General features: G+C 66.3%; 19 protein-coding genes. 10 read left to right on the forward strand and 9 right to left on the reverse strand.

Features of this window, described 5'->3' with window-relative positions; translation table 11 throughout:
• From B1964_RS24015 to B1964_RS24035, 5 genes are all read right to left on the reverse strand, one after another.
• Positions 1-290 (reverse strand): aldo/keto reductase (locus B1964_RS24015; protein ID WP_139765849.1); only part of this gene is annotated, 290 nt, incomplete at its 3' end.
• Positions 287-1,141 (reverse strand): dipeptide/oligopeptide/nickel ABC transporter ATP-binding protein, encoded by an 855-nt coding sequence (locus B1964_RS24020; RefSeq protein WP_079931565.1) that lies wholly within the window; start codon positions 1,139-1,141, stop codon positions 287-289. The genes B1964_RS24020 and B1964_RS24015, both read right to left, overlap by 4 nt.
• Positions 1,138-1,956, reverse strand: coding sequence for an ABC transporter ATP-binding protein (locus B1964_RS24025; RefSeq protein WP_253194162.1), 819 nt, complete (start codon positions 1,954-1,956; stop codon positions 1,138-1,140). Before B1964_RS24025 ends, B1964_RS24020 begins: the two co-directional genes overlap by 4 nt.
• Positions 1,957-1,958: 2 nt before the next feature.
• Complete coding sequence (locus B1964_RS24030) at positions 1,959-2,891, reverse strand: ABC transporter permease (RefSeq protein ID WP_079931566.1); 933 nt, start codon at positions 2,889-2,891, stop codon at positions 1,959-1,961.
• On the reverse strand, positions 2,888-3,823 hold the full coding sequence (locus B1964_RS24035) for an ABC transporter permease (protein WP_079931586.1): 936 nt from the start codon (positions 3,821-3,823) through the stop codon (positions 2,888-2,890). Before B1964_RS24035 ends, B1964_RS24030 begins: the two co-directional genes overlap by 4 nt.
• A gap of 231 nt (positions 3,824-4,054) precedes the next feature.
• On the opposite strand from B1964_RS24035, the gene B1964_RS24040 reads away from it, so the two are divergent.
• Genes B1964_RS24040 through B1964_RS24065 form a run of 6 tightly spaced genes read left to right on the forward strand, consistent with a single transcriptional unit; the run spans position 4,055 to position 10,561 of the window.
• The gene (locus B1964_RS24040) at positions 4,055-5,641 is read left to right on the forward strand and encodes an ABC transporter substrate-binding protein (protein ID WP_079931567.1); all 1,587 of its coding nucleotides are present in this window, start codon (positions 4,055-4,057) and stop codon (positions 5,639-5,641) included.
• The gene (locus tag B1964_RS24045; RefSeq protein WP_079931568.1) at positions 5,638-6,831 is read left to right on the forward strand and encodes an exo-alpha-sialidase; all 1,194 of its coding nucleotides are present in this window, start codon (positions 5,638-5,640) and stop codon (positions 6,829-6,831) included. The genes B1964_RS24040 and B1964_RS24045 overlap by 4 nt, the downstream gene beginning before the upstream one ends.
• On the forward strand, positions 6,828-7,514 hold the full coding sequence (locus B1964_RS24050) for an SDR family oxidoreductase (RefSeq protein ID WP_216354280.1): 687 nt from the start codon (positions 6,828-6,830) through the stop codon (positions 7,512-7,514). The genes B1964_RS24045 and B1964_RS24050 overlap by 4 nt, the downstream gene beginning before the upstream one ends.
• A gap of 32 nt (positions 7,515-7,546) precedes the next feature.
• Positions 7,547-8,764, forward strand: a complete 1,218-nt coding sequence (locus B1964_RS31240) for a four-carbon acid sugar kinase family protein (protein WP_172398951.1) — start codon at positions 7,547-7,549, stop codon at positions 8,762-8,764.
• A complete protein-coding gene (gene pdxA, locus B1964_RS31245; protein WP_079931570.1) occupies positions 8,761-9,783 on the forward strand; it encodes a 4-hydroxythreonine-4-phosphate dehydrogenase PdxA in 1,023 nt (340 codons plus the stop codon). The genes B1964_RS31240 and pdxA overlap by 4 nt, the downstream gene beginning before the upstream one ends.
• 13 nt (positions 9,784-9,796) lie before the next feature.
• Positions 9,797-10,561 (forward strand): DeoR/GlpR family DNA-binding transcription regulator, encoded by a 765-nt coding sequence (locus B1964_RS24065; RefSeq protein WP_079931571.1) that lies wholly within the window; start codon positions 9,797-9,799, stop codon positions 10,559-10,561.
• A gap of 27 nt (positions 10,562-10,588) precedes the next feature.
• Here the strand turns inward: B1964_RS24065 and B1964_RS24070 are convergent, their stop codons facing one another.
• Both B1964_RS24070 and B1964_RS24075 read right to left on the reverse strand, forming a co-directional pair.
• Complete coding sequence (locus B1964_RS24070) at positions 10,589-11,632, reverse strand: NAD(P)-dependent alcohol dehydrogenase (protein WP_079931572.1); 1,044 nt, start codon at positions 11,630-11,632, stop codon at positions 10,589-10,591.
• Positions 11,633-11,704: 72 nt separating this feature from the next.
• Positions 11,705-12,004: a hypothetical protein gene (locus B1964_RS24075; RefSeq protein WP_079931573.1), complete on the reverse strand. Its 300-nt coding sequence runs from the start codon at positions 12,002-12,004 to the stop codon at positions 11,705-11,707.
• Positions 12,005-12,163: 159 nt separating this feature from the next.
• Here B1964_RS24075 and B1964_RS24080 point away from each other — a divergent pair, with 159 nt between their 5' ends.
• The 4 genes from B1964_RS24080 to B1964_RS24095 all read left to right on the forward strand — a co-directional run bounded on the left by B1964_RS24080 (position 12,164) and on the right by B1964_RS24095 (position 15,566).
• Entirely contained in the window at positions 12,164-13,165 is a 1,002-nt protein-coding gene (locus B1964_RS24080; protein WP_079931574.1) for an ATP-binding cassette domain-containing protein, read from the forward strand.
• Positions 13,162-13,905, forward strand: a complete 744-nt coding sequence (locus tag B1964_RS24085) for a methionine ABC transporter permease (protein WP_079931575.1) — start codon at positions 13,162-13,164, stop codon at positions 13,903-13,905. The genes B1964_RS24080 and B1964_RS24085 overlap by 4 nt, the downstream gene beginning before the upstream one ends.
• A 56-nt stretch (positions 13,906-13,961) precedes the next feature.
• On the forward strand, positions 13,962-14,888 hold the full coding sequence (locus B1964_RS24090; RefSeq protein WP_079931576.1) for a MetQ/NlpA family ABC transporter substrate-binding protein: 927 nt from the start codon (positions 13,962-13,964) through the stop codon (positions 14,886-14,888).
• 69 nt (positions 14,889-14,957) lie between these two features.
• Positions 14,958-15,566: a glyoxalase gene (locus B1964_RS24095; protein ID WP_079931577.1), complete on the forward strand. Its 609-nt coding sequence runs from the start codon at positions 14,958-14,960 to the stop codon at positions 15,564-15,566.
• A gap of 20 nt (positions 15,567-15,586) precedes the next feature.
• Here B1964_RS24095 and B1964_RS24100 read toward each other — a convergent pair whose 3' ends face one another.
• Together B1964_RS24100 and B1964_RS24105 are read right to left on the reverse strand one after the other, a co-directional pair.
• Positions 15,587-16,639 carry a DUF6670 family protein gene (locus B1964_RS24100; RefSeq protein WP_079931578.1) on the reverse strand — a complete coding sequence of 351 codons (1,053 nt, stop codon included), beginning with the start codon at positions 16,637-16,639 and terminating at the stop codon, positions 15,587-15,589.
• Between the two features lie 49 nt (positions 16,640-16,688).
• A complete protein-coding gene (locus B1964_RS24105) occupies positions 16,689-18,332 on the reverse strand; it encodes a GMC oxidoreductase (RefSeq protein WP_253194164.1) in 1,644 nt (547 codons plus the stop codon).
• Positions 18,333-18,431 lie beyond the last annotated feature (99 nt).

Below are 18,431 nucleotides of genomic sequence, written 5' to 3' on the forward strand. Positions count from 1 at the left end.
CTCCCCGCCACACAATCGCGGATCGCGGCCGCCGACAGGGGTGCGTGATCGCCGGCGTCCGGGTGTGGCATACCGACCTTGGTGGCAATCGTCACCTCGTCCCGTCGGTCCCGGATGGCTTGGCCGAGAATCTCTTCCGATGCTCCGCCGGCGTAGACGTTGGCGGTGTCGAGATGATCGACGCCCTCGTCGAGCGCGGCATCGATCATCGTGGTCGCCACATCGGCGTCGACGGTGTCGCCGAAGGTCATCGTGCCCAGGACGGCGGACGTGCGGTGTAGGTCGATCATGCGGGAACTCCTTGGATCTCGGCGTCGGCGGTGGCCGCTTGCAGCCGGGAGACGAGGTGGCGGGGTTTGATCCCTACCATCGTGGTGGGGTCGAGCGCTGCGTTGCGCAGCTCGCGGGTGTACTGCGCGGCGGGATCGGTGAGAACCGCAGCGGTGTCGCCGATCTCGACCAGTTGTCCGCTGCGCATGACGACCACCCGATCGCTGATCTCACGCACCACACCGAGGTTGTGTGAGATGAACAGGTAGGTGATCGGACGCTGGCGCTTGATGTAGCGCAGCAGGTCGAGCACCTGGGCCTGCACCGAGACGTCGAGCGCGCTGGTGGCCTCGTCGCACACGAGCAGCTCGGGTTCGCTGGCCAACGCGCGCGCTATGCCGATGCGCTGACGCTGGCCTCCGGAGAACTCCGCGGGTTTGCGCCGCAGTGCGGTGGAGGGCAGGCCGACCTGGTCGATGAGCTCGGCCGCGCGCCGCTCGCGGTCGCGACGGGACCGAATCCCGCGTAGCCGCAGGGGTTCGCCGACGATGTCGACGGCGGTGTGGTGCGGGTCCAACGAGCCGTAGGGATCCTGGAAGACCATCTGGATTCGGGATCGGTACGGGCGCAGCGCTTTTGCCGACATCCGGGAGATATCGACGCCGTCGATGCAGATCCGTCCCGAGGTCGGGGTCAGGAGCCGGACGATCGATTTCGCGAGAGTGGACTTGCCGCAGCCGGATTCGCCGACGACTGCCATGGTGGTACCGGCCTCGACGTCGAAGCTGACGTGGTCGAGTGCACGGAACACGCCGTCGGGGGTCGGGTAGTCCATCACCAGGTCGGTGATGGACAGCAGTGGCTCGCTCACCGGGCCGCTCCTTCCGTGACGGGCGACTCGAGCCGCGGTACCGCGTCGAGCAGCCTCTTGGTGTACCCGCTCTGGGGTGTGCGCAGCAAATCCTCCGGATCTCCGCTCTCGACGAATCGCCCGCTCTTCATGACATAGATGCGGTCCGACATCAGCCGTGCCACACCGAGATCGTGGGTGATGATGAGCATCGCCACGCCGGTGCGTTCCTGCAGTTCGAGCAACAGGTCGAGGATGCTCGCCTGGACGGTGACGTCCAGAGCGCTGGTCGGCTCGTCGGCGACGATCAGTTCGGGGCCGGCGGCGAGCGCCGCGGCGATGAGCACGCGCTGGAGCATGCCACCGGAGAGCTGGTGCGGATACTTCGCGAGTTGGCTATTTGCTCGTGGAATGCGCACCTGCTCAAGGAGTTCGACGGCCCGGGCGTTGCGTCGGGCCCGGCCGGTGATCCCGCTGTGACGGACCGCGTCGCGCAGTTGGGCGCCGATGGTGTGGACCGGGCTCAGCGCGGTCATCGGGTCCTGGGGGATCAGGGCGATGTGGCGGCCCCGGATGCGGCGCAATTGCCCGGTGTTGCCGAGGATCTCGTGGTCTTCGTACCGCGCCGATCCGGACAGGACGGCGAGGTCGTCGGGCAGCAGTCCGAGGACTCCCATTGCCGTTGTCGACTTGCCGGAGCCGGATTCACCGATGATCGAGACGGTTTCGCCCGGCGCGATTGCGAAGGAGACACCGTCGACGGCGCGCACGATCCCGGTAGCGGTGATCAATTCGATCTGCAGATCGTCGACTTCGAGGAGATTGGTCATGGTCATGCTCAGACGTCCTTTCGCTTCATCGACAGCCGCCCGATGAGACCGCGCCCGCCGGTTCGGTCACGTAGTCCGTCGCCGAGGAAGTTGACACCCACCACCAGGAGCACGATCACCAGGCCGGGCAGGGTCACCAGCCACCACGACGTGGTCACGTAATCCTGTCCGTCGGAGATGATCCGGCCCCAGGTGGCGAACGGCCGTTGCGGGCCGGCACCGAGGTAGCTCAGGGCACTCTCGAGAAGTACCGCCTGGGCAAGGAGGAGCAGGACCACGAGCGAGACCTGCTTGACGATGTTGGGCACGATGTGGCGCCACACGATCGCGTTGTTCGTCAGTCCGAGCACACGTGCCGCGGCCACATACGGTTTCTCGCGTTCGACGAGGGTCAACGATCGCGTGAACCGGGCGATCTCGGGCCACTGGGCGATGGCGATCACGAAGGTGATCACCGGCACGGAAGCACCGAACAGGGCGACCACGAGGAGCAGCATCATCAGCAGCGGCAACGAGAGTTGCGCCTCGAGGAGGCGGCTGACCACCGTGTCGGCCCATCCGCCCCGATATCCGGCGAACACCCCGAGGGCCAGGCCGATGAGCCCCGACACCACCACGGCCAACACCCCGATGGTCAGCGACACCTGGCCGCCGTAGAGAACCCGGGCGAGCAGGTCACGGCCGAGCTGATCGGTTCCGAACAGGTGGCCGTCGGTCAGTGGCGGCAACCGTCGCTGCGCGAGATCGGTCTGGTTGGGGTCCGGCAGCGGCAGCACCCGCGCGAAGGCCACCGGGAGGACCACGATCAGCACCGCGATCGCACCCATCCACACCTTCAGTCGGCTGTCGCGGGCCCGTCGGGTGGCCCCGGCCTGCGCGACGTCGTGCGGGGTGACCCGACTCGGTCGTTCGTGCTCGGGCGCTTCGATGAGAACGGTCATTTTCCGGTGCCCTTTCCGAGCCGTACCCGCGGATCGAGCAGCGGATAACAGAGGTCGACGAGAAGTTGGACGAGGATCGCCAGTACCGCGGTGACGAGCACGGTGGCCTGGATGAGGGGGTAGTCACGCGTCTCGAGCGCCCGCACCACCAGCGATCCGACGCCGGGCCAGCCGAAGACCACCTCGACCACGACGACGCCGTTGAGCATCGACGCGAACCGGGTGCCGAGGGCGGTCACCACCGGGATCGCCGAGTTGCGCAGCGAATAGCGCCAGATGAGCTCCCGCTCGGAGACGCCACGTGAGCGTCCGACGACGACGTACGGGGAGTTGAAGGCGCCCACCATCTCTCGCCGGACCATCCGCGCGATCAGCGCGATCTGCATGACGGCAATGGTGATCGTCGGGAGGATGAGACTCGACCAGGTGGTGAAACCGGCCGCCGGCAGGACCGGGATGAGCACCGCGAAGAAGGTGATCAGCATCAGCCCGGTCCAGAAGTCGGGCATCGACTGTCCGGCGATGGTGACCGCATTGGCTGCGAGTTCACGTCGGGTGTCGGCGCGACGCGCCATCCAGATGCCGAGCGGGACCGAGACGACGGTGGTCAGCAGGATCGCCGAGATCGCCAACGTGATCGTGTAGGGCAGTCGGTTGAGAACCACGTCGAGTGCCGGTGCCTGGAACGAGTAGGACTCGCCGAGATCGAGGTGGACGACGCCTTCGAGATAGCGCCAGTACTGCACGAAGATCGATTGGTCGAGACCGAGATCTGTGCGGATCTTGGCCAGATCCGCACTCGTCGCCAGCGGACCGGCGATCGAGTAGGCGGGATCACCGGGCGCCATCCGGATCAGCACGAACACCGTGGTCAACGTCAGGAAGACGGTGAGCAGGCTCTGTCCGAGGCGGCGCAGGATGTAGCGGGGCATCGGCGCGCGCAGGGCCCGCATGAGCTGCGCCGACTGCGGGATCGAGGCCGTCGGCCGGCCCGGCGCGGCTGCAGAGAGCTGAGTCATAGGTGACCTTTCTGGGAAACCTGTTACTTGGATCACAATGCCATCTTTGCGTGCAATGCGCAAGAACCGATCAACAATTGCGCATTGTGCGCATCTTGGCTACAGTCGTCGTATGTCCTCGGTCACACCTTCAGGAGGTCGACGATGACCGGTCCTGTTCTCCCCATGCAGTTCTCGCGTCGGGGATTCCTGCGCACTGGCGCCCTTCTGGGCGTCGGGGTGGCTGCGGGCTCCGCGCTGTCAGGGTGCGCGACACCCACCGGAACGCCGGGGCCGACCACCCTGAGCATCGCGCTCAACCGATCACTCAACTCGCTGGACAACAAGCTCCTGCAGTACGACGCGGCGCTGACGATCCAGCGGGCGGTCCGGCAGTCGCTCACCGAGATCGACGCCGACCTCAAGCTGCAACTCGTGCTCGCCGACGAGTTCCGGATGACCTCACCGACGCAATGGCTGGTGCGGCTTCGGCCTGGGATCCGTTACTCCGACGGCACCCCCGTGCAGGTCGCCGACGTCTCGACGGCCCTGAAGATGTACAGCCAGGTGGACGGGTCTTTCGTGGCGGCATTCTTCCCCGAGTGGCCGACCGTGCAGCAGATCGATGATCGCAGCTTCACCCTCAACACCACCCGACCGGTCCCGGTGCTCGACTACCTGATGTCGAATGTGCTGATCACGCCCGCCGCCGCCAACGTGCCGGAGGATCTGCAAACCGGTGTGGGGACCGGGCCGTACGTGGTGACCGCCGCCGACCGCGGCACCGGCAACTATTCGCTGACCCGCAACGAGAATTATTGGGGGCCAAGGCCGTCGATCGGCTCGATCCAGGTGCGGTTCATCCCCGACGAGTCGAGCCGCGTCGTGGCGCTGCGCAGCGGCGAGATCGACGTCATCGACTCGATCACCCCCGACGCCGCCGATCAGATCTCCGGTATCTCCGACATCACCGTCGAACGCGCCGACGGCGTCCGGCTGAATCAGTTGTTCTACAACTTTCGCAAACCACCGGGCAGCCCGATGGCCGACGCGCGAGTGCGTCGGGCACTGTCCTATGCGATCGACGGCGATTCGCTGCTCGACCATGTGCTGCAGGGCTCGGCCGCACCGTCGCTCGGCGTGGTGCCGACCAGGCTTGACGGCGCCGTCGAGACCGGCCGCTTCGTCTACGACCCCGACCGTGCGCGCTCCGAGCTCGATCAGCTCGGGGTGCGCAACCTCGGCATCACGATCATCTGGGAGACAGGCGAATTCGCGGCAGACACCTCGATCATGGAGTCGGTCGTCGAAATGCTGGGCAAGGTCGGCGTACGAGCCAGACTGCAGCAGTTCGAGCCCGGCGGCGACATCGCCACGTGGCGTCAGGGACGTGGCGGCGACTGGGACGTGATCGGCAACGGCTACCCCAGCCCGACGGGCTTGGCGCTGACCATCATGCAGGGCATGTACGCCGGGACGCCCGAGAAGGAGAAGACCCGCGACACCTATCACGGGTACCAGTTCCCCGAGGTCACCGCGCTGATCACCCGCGCTTCCGAGGAACCCGATGCGAGCAGGCGGGCAATACTGCTCGCCGACGCCCAGCACAAGATCGCCGACACCTTCCCGATGATGTGGTCGTTCGTCCCCAAGGCGGTCGTGGCCCACCGGTCGCGCGTCGGCGATATCCGGTTGCGGCCCACCAATTCCTACGAGATCGCCACCGTCTCGCTGAAAGGCACGAACGCATGAGCACCCAGCACGTGAGCAACCCGCACACGGACGTCACCGCATCGGGACGCCGCGAGGTGCTCCTGCCCGCACCACAGGTCCAGAATCACGCCGCCAACCTCGCGATCCTGCCCGACGGCTCGCTGGCGTGTGTGTGGTTCGCCGGCACCCAGGAGGGCGTGGCCGACATCAGCGTGTGGCTCTCGCGACGCGGCGCCCATGCCGATGAATGGTCGGCGCCGGTACAGCTCTCCGACGATCCCACCCGGTCGGAGCAGAATCCCATTCTCCACGTGCATGATTCGTCGACGGTCTGGCTGATGTGGACCTCACAGCACGCCGGCAATCAGGACACCGCACGCGTGCTGCGGCGGATCTCACGAGATGGCGGGACCACGTGGGGCGCCGCTGAGGTGATGCTTCCCGAAACGGCATCCGGAGGCATCTTCGTGCGGCAGCCACCGCTGCGATTGCCCGGCGGGCGCCTGCTCCTGCCGATCTTCCACTGCGTCAAGGTGCCCGGTCGTCGGTGGGCCGGGGAACACGATTACAGCAGCGTGATGGTCTCCGACGACGACGGCTCATCGTGGCGCGAGGTCGAGGTCCCCGACAGCATCGGATGCGTCCACATGAACATCGGGCGGCTGTCCGACGGCATGCTGGTCGCGTTGTACCGCAGCCGCTGGGCCGACCGCATTCACCGCAGCGTCTCACGTGATGACGGCGAGACCTGGTCGGCGCCGGAACCCATCGAGCTCCCCAACAACAACTCGTCGATTCAGTTCGTCGTCCTGCCCGATGACCGACTGGCGTTGGTCTACAACCATTCGTCGGCAGAGCAGGCCACCGGTCGGCGTGAGTCGCTCTACGACGAGATCGACGACGACGGGATCATCGACTCGGCAGCGGCGACGACAGCGACGACAGCGGCGGTCGATACCGTTGAGAAAGCGGCATTCTGGGGCGCACCGCGCGCGCCGATGACCCTGGCGATCTCCGACGACGCCGGCCTGAGCTGGCCGATACGACGCGACATCGAGGACGGAGATGGCTACTGCCTGTCCAACAATTCACGTGACGGACTCAACCGTGAGTTCTCGTACCCGTCGATCGTGTTCGCGAACAACACCTTTCATGTGGCCTTCACGCGGTTCCGGCAGGCGATCGAGTACGTGGAGATCAGCCCGGACTGGATCGGGTACCGCACGTGAGCGCCTCGGAGCCGGCGACCGTGGTCACCGGCGCGAGTTCGGGTATCGGCGCCGCGATCACACGGCGCCTGCTCGACGACGGCCGGCGCGTGATCGGTCTCAGCAGACGCGATCCCGGCCTCACCGACGACCACTTCGAGTGGCTGGCTGCCGATCTCACCGACACCGTTGCACTCCGTGAGACACTCGCCGGCATCGGGCGCATTGATGCCATCGTGCATGCCGCGGGGCTGCAGCGGTCGGGATTCCTGGGATCGCTGGATCCCGACGACGGACTGGCGATGTGGCGTGTCCACGTCACCGCCGCCGAGGTCGTCGTCGACGCCCTCGCGCCCCGTATCCGCGACGGCGGACGCATCGTGTTGATCGGCAGCCGCACCATGACCGGCAACCCCGGCAAGAGTCAGTACGCCGCCACCAAGGCGGCACTGACCGGGATGGCGCGCTCCTGGGCCGCCGAGGTCATCGAGCGCGGCATCACCGTCAACGTGGTGGCGCCCGGCCCCACCGAGACACCCATGCTCACCGACCCGGCCCGCGCGGAGACTCCCGTACGGGTTCCGCCGTCGGGACGGCTCGTGCAACCCGAGGAGGTGGCAGCGCTCGTCGCCTTTCTACTGGGTCCGTTCAGCGGGAGCATCACCGGTCAGACCATCGTCCAATGCGGAGGGGTCTCGCTGTGAATGACACAGTGGCGAAAGATGTCAATGACACAGTGACGAAAGATGTCTGGGTACTCGCCGATGACCTGTCGGGGGCGGCGGAGTGCGCAGCAGCCTTTCTCGGCACCGGCCGACCGGTGACGGTCCACCTCACCGCCGACCGTCTCACCGACGGTGCGCCCACGGCCGACGGGGAGGTGACCGTCATCGACCTGAACACGCGAACGATGAACGAACCGGCTTGCGCGGCCCGCACATTGCGTAAGGCACTGGACGCCGTGCCCACCGAAGCCGTGCTGGTGAAGAAGATCGATTCGTTGCTGCGCGGACACATCCGCGCGGAGGTCGGAGCGCTCGCCGACCGTGGGCCGGTACTCGTCGCCGCAGGTCTTCCGGTTCTCGGTCGACTCGTCGTCGACGGCGTCCTGCATGTAGACGGGACCCCGCTCCACCACACCGACCACTGGTCGGCCGAAACACGTGTGCCACCGGAGTCCATCGCGGCGCTGCTACGCGACCTACCGACCGAGGATCGGATCTCGATCCACGACGTGCTCACCGACGCCGATCTCGACGCGATCGTGCAGTCGGCGGCGGACACGCGCACGCAGTTGGTCGGCACCGCGGCCCTGGCAGCCGCGGTCGCGAGGGTTGCAGTGCCACACTCTGATTCCTCGGTATCCGGCCCCATCGACCGAGGCCCGGTGACGCCCCGGATGACCGACCGCGTGTTGGTGGTCGCCGGGACAGCCGCACCCGCAGCGCGCGAGCAGATCACCAGGCTCGTCGACGCCGGCGCATGTCACATCCGGCTCCCCGCAGCCGATCTGCTCGCCGGAACCATCGAGGCCTCCGCGCTGCACGCGTCGCTGCGTGAGCATCGTGTGACCGTCGTATCGGTGTCGGGCGAGCTCGACGCCGCCCGTGCTCGCGTCCTCTCGTCACGACTCGGGGCCGTGATCGCCGACGCGCAGGCCGCCACCACCCCCGATCTCGTGCTCACCGGCGGCGAGACAGCCCGTGGAGTCCTTGATGCCCTGGGGATTTCACTGCTCCGGCCCTATCACGAGATCCACCACGGGGCGGTGCTGTCCTGCACACCGGAGGGCCGGCGGCTGGTGACCCGGCCCGGAAGCTTCGGCGACGCCGACAGCTTCACCACCATCGTCGATCACCTACTCGCCCCCGCCACCGACCACGCCGCAAACACGAAGGCCGCACACACCGAGGCCCTACACCCAACGGCACTACACGCAAAGGAATCATCATGACCGCGAGCGAAACCGCGCCCCTGCCCGTCGTCGCACTGACCATGGGAGACGGCGCGGGTATCGGGCCCGAGGTGATCGTCGGCGCTCTGTTGACGGCCGAGGCCCAGGCGATCTGCAACACGGTGGTGATAGGCGACGCCGGGCGGCTCGCCGCCGCGGCGGACATCCTCGGTGTGAGCGCCGATATCGTCCGCGTCGACACCGTCGAGGATGCGGTACCGGCGCCCGGGCGCATCAACGTCATCGACCTCGATCTGCTTCCCGCAGACCTGCCGTGGGGTGAACTGTCCGCGGTGGCAGGTCACGCTGCCTACGAATATATCCGGGTGGCAAGCGAATTGGCGGTGGCCGGCCGGGTCCAGGCGATCTGCACCGCCCCGCTGAACAAGGAGGCACTGCATTCGGCCGGACACATCTATCCCGGGCACACCGAGCTGCTGGCGGATCTGACCGGCACCGAGGAGGTGTCGATGATGCTCTCGACACCGAAGCTCAAGGTCATCCACGTCACCACCCACATCGGTCTGATCGACGCCGTGGCGCGGATCGAGCCCGGGCTGGTGGAACGGACGATACGTCGCGGCCACGAGGCCCTCGTCGCGGCCGGCAACCCGAACCCGAGAATCGGTGTGTGCGGGATCAATCCGCATGCGGGTGAGAACGGACTGTTCGGCTACGGAGAAGAAGACGCCAAGATCGTGCCGGCCATCGAGCGGCTCACCGCCGATGGAATCGATGCCGTCGGGCCCCTCCCGGCCGACACCGCATTCTTCCTCGCCGGGCGCGGCGACTACGACTTGATCGTCGCGATGTACCACGACCAGGGCCACGGGCCGGTCAAGGTTCTCGGAATCGAAGCAGGCGTCAACATCACTGTGGGCCTTCCGGTCATCCGCACCTCGGTCGACCACGGCACGGCCTTCGACATCGCCGGAAAGGGCGTGGCCGAGGCGGGTAGCATGGTCGAAGCCCTTCGTCAGGCGGCCGGACTCGCACACAGCACCACGGCCGCACGATAGGAGAACTCACGAGATGCGCAGTTCGCAGTCGCGACGCGAAGAGATCGTTCGGCTGGCCCGCTCCAGCGGCCTGGCCAGCGTCGACGAGTTGTCGGCGCAGTTCGGTGTCACACCGTCGACCATCCGCCGCGACCTGGGACTGCTCACCTCGCAGGGACTGATCGCCCGCACCCTCGGCGGTGCGATGGCCTTGACTCCCCACCCGGAGTCGTCGATCCATCAGCGCGCTTCCGAGGGATACGAGGCCAAGCGCGCGATCGCCAAATGGGCTGCACAGCAGGTGGGTTCCGGTGAGACGATCCTGCTCGACGCCGGCACGACGGTCGGCGCGATGGGCGAATTCCTCAGCGATGTCACCGATCTCATCGCTTTTGCCGCGGGGCTGACGGCGCTGGAGGCGCTGGCCGACGCCGACAACGTGCACGTCGAGTGCATCGGCGGCACTCTCCGGCACCTCAGCCAGGGGTTCGTCGGCCCGCTCGCCGAGGCCGCCCTCGAGCGCGTCACCTTCGACCGTGGATTCCTCGGAGCCGACGCGGTGGCCGCCGACCGCGGTATCTGTGAGGCTGCGCTCGACCAGACGCGACTCAAGGAGATCATGATGAGCCGTTGTGGCGAGGTGTACATCCTCGCCCATGCCGACAAGCTCGGGAAGCGGCCCTTTCATGCCTGGGCGCCGATACCGCCGGATGCCGTGCTGGTCACCGACACCTCCGCCACCGATGACCAGCTCGAACCTTTCGAGCGAGCCGGTATCGGTGTGGTGCGGGTGCCCTGAACTCCCCTGTTACCCCGGGCTCCCCCGCTACTCCGGGACCACCACGGCACGCCCGCGCAGATCGTTCGCCGCGAGCTTGCGGTAGGCATCGAGGGCGTCGTCGAGGGTGAAGCGCTCCACCGCAACATCGAGCACACCGTCGCGCGCCAGGTCGAGCACCTCCATGAGTTCATCACGGGCACCCCAGTAGGGGGCACGCACCGACACCTCGTAGGGCTGGGCGAAAATGCCCACCTTGGCCGTGGCCACCCCGTCTCCGAGTCCGACGATGGTCACATCACCCATCGCGCCGACCACACCCATCGCGGTGTCGATGGTCGGCTGATATCCGACGAAGTCGAATACTGCGGTGGCACCATCACTTCCGGTGATCTTGCGGACATTGGCGATGGCATCGGCGTCACTGAGCACTGCCTCATGCGCGCCAACCTCCTTGGCGAAGGCGAGCTTCTCCTCGGTCACGTCGAGCGCGATGATCCGGGAGGTGGTGAGGTGACGCAGCATCTGGATCGCGACGTGACCGAGTCCGCCGGAACCGATCACCACGGCCGTCGTGCCACCGACGAGCTTGCTCAGCGACGGCTTGATCGCGTGATACGGCGTCAGGCCGGCGTCGGTGAGCGGGACGGTGGTCACCGGATCCAGGTCACCGATCGGAACGAGATGCCGGGCGTCGTCGACGATGAGGTACTCGGCCATCGCGCCATCGGTACCCAGTCCGGGCGGCGTGATCCCCAATTCGATTGCGCGCGAACAGTAGTTCTCCAGCCCTCGAGCACAGAAGTGACACACCCCACATCCCCACGGGCCGTAGACCGCGACGGCGCTACCCTCGGTCACCGACGAGACCCCCTGTCCCACTTCGGCAACGACGCCGACCCCTTCATGACCGAGGGTCATCGGCAGGGGATACGGGAAGTTCTCCGCCGGCATGTTGAGAACGAAGTCGTCGGAGTGGCAGGCGCCCGCTGCGGTGACCTTGAGCAGTACCTGCCCGGGGCCGGGCGCCGGCTTGCTCACCTCACGGAGTTCGGGCTCGGCACCGGGCTTGATCATCTGGACGGCCTTCATCTGGCATCACCTTTCGTACGGTCTCGGTCCCCCCTCCGTACTACGCCCTCATGGCCGATTGCGCATATGTGCTCAGCCGGGAGTGATCCGGCTGGTCAGGAACTCGATGACACGACCGCGGCGGTTGAGCACGAACCTGTGTGCGGTCCCGTCCTTGGCGCGGACGGTGAGGCCGTTGTTCATCAGTCCGAGCGTCCGGTACCTCGTGAGTCCGGCGATGTCCCGGTACTCGATGCGGGTGCTCCCCGTCTGGACGTTGAACCTGTGCGAGTCGAATGTCATGCCGGTCTCGTCGAAGCGGAGCTTGCCTCCGACCGCTTCTGCGCCGCGCCAGTAGTTCGCAGCGACCTTCTCCCCCGTGTAGTCATGCATGCGGGCGAGGGTAGACCGCCGCCCCGAGGTGGACGGCGCCGATTCCGAAACGTCCGCCCCGTCGGTTTTGCGCGCAGTGCGCGCAATGATGGTCCTCACGTGTCGGGGTCGTCAGGATCTCCTGGTGCCAGAACGTCCACGCAGTGAGCCCGATCGCCCATGATCGAGGTCTCCCATCTCCACAAGGTCTTCACCACGCACTCGGGACCGGTGACCGTCCTCGACGACGTGACCTTCTCCGTGTCCGGGGGCGAGATCTTCGCCGTCGTCGGCCCGTCCGGTGCGGGCAAGTCCACGCTGACCCAATGCCTGAATCTGTTGCAGCGGCCCACCTCCGGTGAGGTGATCGTCAACGGCGAGAACCTCGCCCATCTCGACGCCGGCGCCTTGCGGGCCGCGCGGCGACGTATCGGAACCGTCTTCCAATCGGCGAATCTGTTGTCACGCAGAACCGCAGCCGAGAACGTCGCGCTCCCCCTCGAGTATCTCGGCGCGACCAAGGCCTCCATCCGTACGCGGGTGGGCGAGTTGCTCGATCGCGTCGGCATGGCCGACCGCGCCGATCTCTATCCCCATCAGCTCTCCGGCGGGCAGCGGCAACGCGTGGGAATCGCTCGCGCGCTGGCGCTCAAACCCGCGGTGTTGCTCTCCGACGAGGCGACCTCTGGTCTCGACCCGCAGGCGACGACGTCATTCTTGAACCTCCTCGGCGATGTCCGCGACGAGCTGGGCTTGGCCGTGGTGTTCATCACCCACGAGATGGATGTCATCACGCGAATCGCCGACCGCGCCGGTCGCCTCGATCATGGGCGCATCGTAGAGCAGGGGGCGGTGGCAGATCTCGTCCTCGACCCCGACTCGGTACTGGGAAAGGCGTTGCGCCCACACGGAACCGCCGCCCCCGCCGCGCCCGGCCGCAGCAGCGTCGAGGTGACCTACAACTCGGCGGCCGTACCACCGGACTGGATCGCACGGGTGTCGAGCACGATCGGTACCACCGTCGGTGTGCTCGGCGCCAACATCCAAAGCGTCGACGGCGTCACCGCGGGCGAGCTCACCGTCTCCGTCGAGAACCACTCGCTCGACGCCTTTGCCGCCGAGGCCGCCACCTACGGGATCACCGTCGGCGCAGGCGCACGTTCCCAGGAGGCCACGGTATGAGCGCGACCAGTCATCTGGCGGCGATCACCTTGCCGGTCAACGAGATTCCGTCGCTGCTGATCCCGGCCTTCGTCGACACCGTCCTCATGGTGAGCATCGTGATGGTGATCGTGTTGGTCGTCGGGGTGCCGCTCGGTGCGCTGATCCACAACCTCGCCCCGGGCGGATTGTTCGAGAACCGGTCCCTGCACACGCCGCTGTCCTGGGTGATCAGCATCGGACGGTCACTGCCGTTCCTCGTCCTGATGACGGCGATCATCCCGTTCACCCGTCTGCTCACCGGCACCAACATCGGGATCCCGGCCGCAGTCGTCCCGATGTCGATCGCCGGGATCGCCTTCTTCACCCGCATCGTCGAGAATTCATTGCGCTCGGTACCCACCTCTGTGGTGGAGGTGGCCAAGGCATCGGGCGGGTCGAACGCCCAGATAATCTGGACCGCACAGATTCCCGAGGCCCTTCCCAACATCGTCGGCGGCCTCACGATCAACACGATCGCGATGATCGAGTACTCCACGATCGCCGGCACCATCGGCGCGGGCGGCCTGGGATATGTCGCGGTCACCTACGGCTATCAGCGTTTCGATCACGGCGTGATGATCGCGACGATCGTCACCCTCATCGTCGTCGTCGCGTTGATCCAGGTGATCGGCGACGGCCTCGTCCGGCATCTCACACCGGAGAAGTCCCTGCGCAGCAGAACCATTCGCACCGATCGATCCGCTCGCACCAAAGTCTGACCCATCCCGCTCCCCTGCTCAGCCCACACCCACACCCACACGAAGGGCGATACCCCATGTCGCAGACCACCGGACCCCAGATCGACTCCACCGATTCCTCGCCACCACCACCGGGCGGTGACATCGAACTGCGCACCCGGCGTCGGTGGCCGATCTACGCCGCGATCGGAGTGGTTGTCGTCGTCATCGCAGCGATCATCGGCTGGCGCTTCGCCGGATCGGATACCAAGTCCGCCAACGACACTCCCGGAGCGACGCTGACGGTCGTGACCGCCGAGGGCAACGCCGCCGAGGAAGCGCTCGTCGACTTCGTGTCGAAGAATGTCGCACCCCGCTATGGGATCACCGTGGCGTTCAAGGGACTCTCGGACTCCACGACGCTGAACCGGGCGGTCAGTGACGGTGAGGTGGCGGGCACCATCTACCAGCATCGCCTCTGGCTCTCGCAGGTGCTCGACGCGAACCCCGACTTCCAGGAGGAGGCCGCAACTCCGGTGTTCCGCTGGGGATTCGGTATCTGGTCGGACAAGTACACCTCGCCCGCACAGATCCCGCAGAACGGCACGGTGTCGCTGTACTCCGACCCCGCGAACGAAGCGCAGGGCCTGTGGCTGCTCGAGCGGGCCGGTCTGATCACCCTGAAGCCGGGGGTGGACAAGTGGAAGGCCACGCAGGACGACATCGCGACGAATCCGAAGAACCTGCAGTTCAAGTTGCTCGACTTCGCCGCACAGTCGCGTGCGTTGCCCGACCTCGACGCCACCGTCGGCTACACCGAGTACTACCTCGCCGCCGACATCGACATCGCCAAGCAGATCTTCTCGCCGCCTGCGCCCGACGAATTCGCCGGGCAGCTGACCATCGGGTCGAAGTGGAAGGACGCCGACAACATCAAGAAGCTGGTCGCCGCTTTCAAGGATCCCGCCGTCCAGAATTACCTGCGCACCGATCCGCAGGTGAAGGACATCCTCTTGCCGCTTTGATAGGAGACGTCGGAAAACCGGTCAGGAATCGAGAAGCCTGGGTGCGGTCACCGGTCCTACCGTGAGGACATGACCACAACCATCGATTCCCTGTCCCTCGGCGCCACCGATCCCGGAGACGCCAAAGCGTTCTACGACAAGGCCTTCGGACTCGGTGATCGGCTTCGTCTGCACCACAGCGACGAGCCGACCACCGGGTTCCGTGGGTTCGTGCTCTCCCTCGTCGTCGCCGAGCCGGCGGTCGTCGACTCTTTCATCGACCCGGCACTCGATGCCGGTGCCGAGCTCCTCAAACCAGCACGGCGCTCCTTCTGGGGATACGGCGGTGTCCTGCGCACGCCGGATGGCGCGATCTGGAAGATCGCCTCGTCGTCGAAGAAGAACACCGGCGCACCGCTGCGGACGGTCGAGGACGTCGTGATGTTGATCGGCGCCGGAGACATTGCGACGTCCAAGGCGTTCTACACCGACCACGGCTTCGAGGTCGCCAAGTCGTTCGGCCGCAAGTATGTCGAGTTCGCCGGCGGACCGATCACGCTCGCCCTCTACGGGCGCAAGGCCGCCGCCAAGGACGCCGGCGTCCACCCGGAAGGCGAGGGCGCACATCGCATCCGGTTGTTCACCGGCACAGCCACGTTCACCGATCCGGACGGGTTCGTCTACGCATCGGACTTGTGACGCCGAGTGGTGCGGACGCGTCATCGGCAATCGACATACTCCAGATACGCTCGGCCGGCGATTGGTCGGCCGCCGAAACTGCCGTGATATTCGTAATTGCCGACGTATCCCGCACCGAGGCCGTAAACGAGGTCGTCGACCGCGCCGTGGATGCTGATGATGGTCCGCCCCTCCGAATCGGTCAGACTCCACGACAGAGATTGCGGTAGCCGCATGCACCTGCCGTCGGGCGTGACCCGTGGTTCGGGCTCGTGGCGATCGACCCGGAAATCGATGCCGGCCGTGTAGACCTCCGACCCGGCGGCCTCCACCGTCCGGACATACACCGCCTGTTGAATGATGATGTCGGCGGGCCCGAGCAACGTGACGAACAGGACCTGTGTGACGGCGTCGACGTTGAGCACATGGTAGGTGAAGAACGTCGCGGGCAGTGTTCGCCGGGTATTCGCGAGCAGGCTGTGAACGCCCACGCCCGTGGCGTACTCGACGGTGCACAGTCCGTCGATCGGTTCGCGTGTTCCTCGGTGGCTGACGGTGCCGCTGTACCGCGCGAGGAGACTCCAATGCTGATAGATCCCTGGAATATTGGCGAAATAGGAGGCCGACGCGGTGGCGGTGATGTCGACATCGACATCGACTTCGTCGTGGGAGCGGTGGACTGTGAAATGCGGATAGCGTCCGCGCATCGTCAGTTCTGATCCGAACCGCAGGTGACTGCCGTCCGGGCGGAAATCGCATTCCGCAGCAATGGATTGGGTGAAGAACTGGCGGCTCGTCATCGCCGCGGTGGCCGACACGGTGTACGCGGTGTCCTCGGGGGTGGTGACGATGGCGTGGTTGTTGGCGAATATTCGTACCCCTGGCGAACCCACTATCGCCATGACCCCGAACGTTCGGTGCGGTTCCGGCAGATCAGGAATCATCACGCCGTAATGCGCCCAGTTGCGGCGTCGGCCGGACGGGGTGCGCATCGGGGTCGCCGGATCGAACGGTTGCGTGTTGAGGTGTGCGTTGCGGTTGACCCTTTTGGGTATGGTCGCCGCGAAAGCGCGCAACCTGTCTCGGACTTCCATGTCGCCCCCGCCGTCGATTCGCGGCGCCGCTGCGACGCCCCCGGCGAGCTTAGCCGCCGTCGGCGATGATCGTGGCGATGTTGCGTTCGGCAACGGCGGTGATGGTCAGCGACGGGTTGGACGCACCGGCCGAGCCGGGCAGCATGGCGCCGTCATTGACGTAGAGGTTCCGGTATCCGTGGACGCGGCCGTAGGCGTCGCACGCCGTCCCCAGGGTGGCTCCGCCCATGCAGTGCGCCCAGGTCAGGTCGGGCTCGTAGACCACCGCATCGACCGGGAAGTCGGCGTGCCGCGCCATCACGTGACCGATCCGTTCGCAGTTCTCCGCGACGCCGCCGTTGCCACCGGCCGGCCAGTCGAGGATGACCTGTTGCGAATCTCGGTGGTAGCGAAAGGTTCCGCGGGTCGGATCGACCGACGTGATGCCCATCTTGATCGCCGAGGTGTTCATCGCTGCGGCAGCGGAATCCAGTGGTCCGAGAGAGAAGGTGCTGTTGACCATCACCCGGGCGAACTGCTCGGTGGTGTCGAAGAATCCGGCGGCACCGACGGCCGACTGCTGATCCTTACGACTGCCCCTGACTGCGATGTCGATGTTGCCGTTGCCGTTGTTGCCCCAGCCGGTTCCGATGTGTTCGTTGAGGTTCGGCAATGTTCCGGTGTCGCGGGCACGCACCAGCAGTCTGTTGGTTCCAAGGCATCCGGCTGCGAGGACGAGGCGGTCGGTCGTCAGGGTCCGCCTGGTGAGGACGTCGCCGTACGGGCTGACGTAGTCGACGTCGAGGGCGAACCGCCCTGTCGGTTCGACGTGGATGTCGTTGACCTGATGGCGCGGATGAATTGTCGCCTTGCCGGTGGCCTCGGCGCGGGGGAGATAGCTGTAGGTCAGCGAGTTGAGGGAGCCATTGGAGTTGGCGAGCGCGCTGCTGGTGGCCATCGGTGCGGCGCGACCGGCGATCTCGTCCCGCACAACGTTCCACCGCCAGTTGCCGGGAACGAAATATGGTGCATATCCGGCTTTCTGGCCGATGCGCCAGAAGTCTCGGCAGTTGCTGAAGCTGTGATCGCGATACACATCCGGCGGTACCACCGTCGCTCCGAGTCCTGCCAGAGCCTTCGGGTACCAGGTGGTGGCCATGTCGTCGTAGTCGACGACGCCCTTGAACACCTGGTTGAACGGGTCGCGCTTGGACTCGGCGGTGATGCCGATGTAGACCACCGATCCGCCGCCGACCGCCGCACCGCACATGATGGCCGAGTTGTTGTGCCAGCTGATCTCGAAGATCCCGCCGAAGTCGTCGACGGCGGCCATCGCGCCGAGGGTCTCGGCGTACGCGGGCACCGTGAGCGCCGACGAGGCGGATCGCTCGGCAAGGGATCGTTGGGCGTGCCACAGCATCCGGCCGTCCCATCCGAAGATCTTGCGCCACGGGTCGTGTGGCCACCGCGATCCGCGTTCGAGCACGGTCGTTTGAATCCCGGCCTCCGCCAGTCGAAGTGCGCTGACCGAGCCGCCGAACCCGGAGCCGATGACGATCGCCTCGGAGTGTTGACGGGGCGGGGTGACCGGCCGAAAGATCTCCGGCACCAGCGATTCGTATCTGCCGTGTGCCGCAGGTAGCGCCGCGCTGCGCCCCGCACCGACGGTCGCCGAGACGCCGGCAGCTGTGACTCCGGCAGCGGTCAACCGCATAAACGATCGACGATCCATCATCTTTCGCGCCCCCAGGGAACCCCATCCCGACCCCGAATCAATTCGCCGAGAGTAGCGCAGAAGCGCCGAACCTTCTGA

Origin of the sequence: Gordonia sp. i37 (genome assembly GCF_002043085.1) — a bacterium.
Taxonomy (GTDB): domain Bacteria; phylum Actinomycetota; class Actinomycetes; order Mycobacteriales; family Mycobacteriaceae; genus Gordonia; species Gordonia polyisoprenivorans.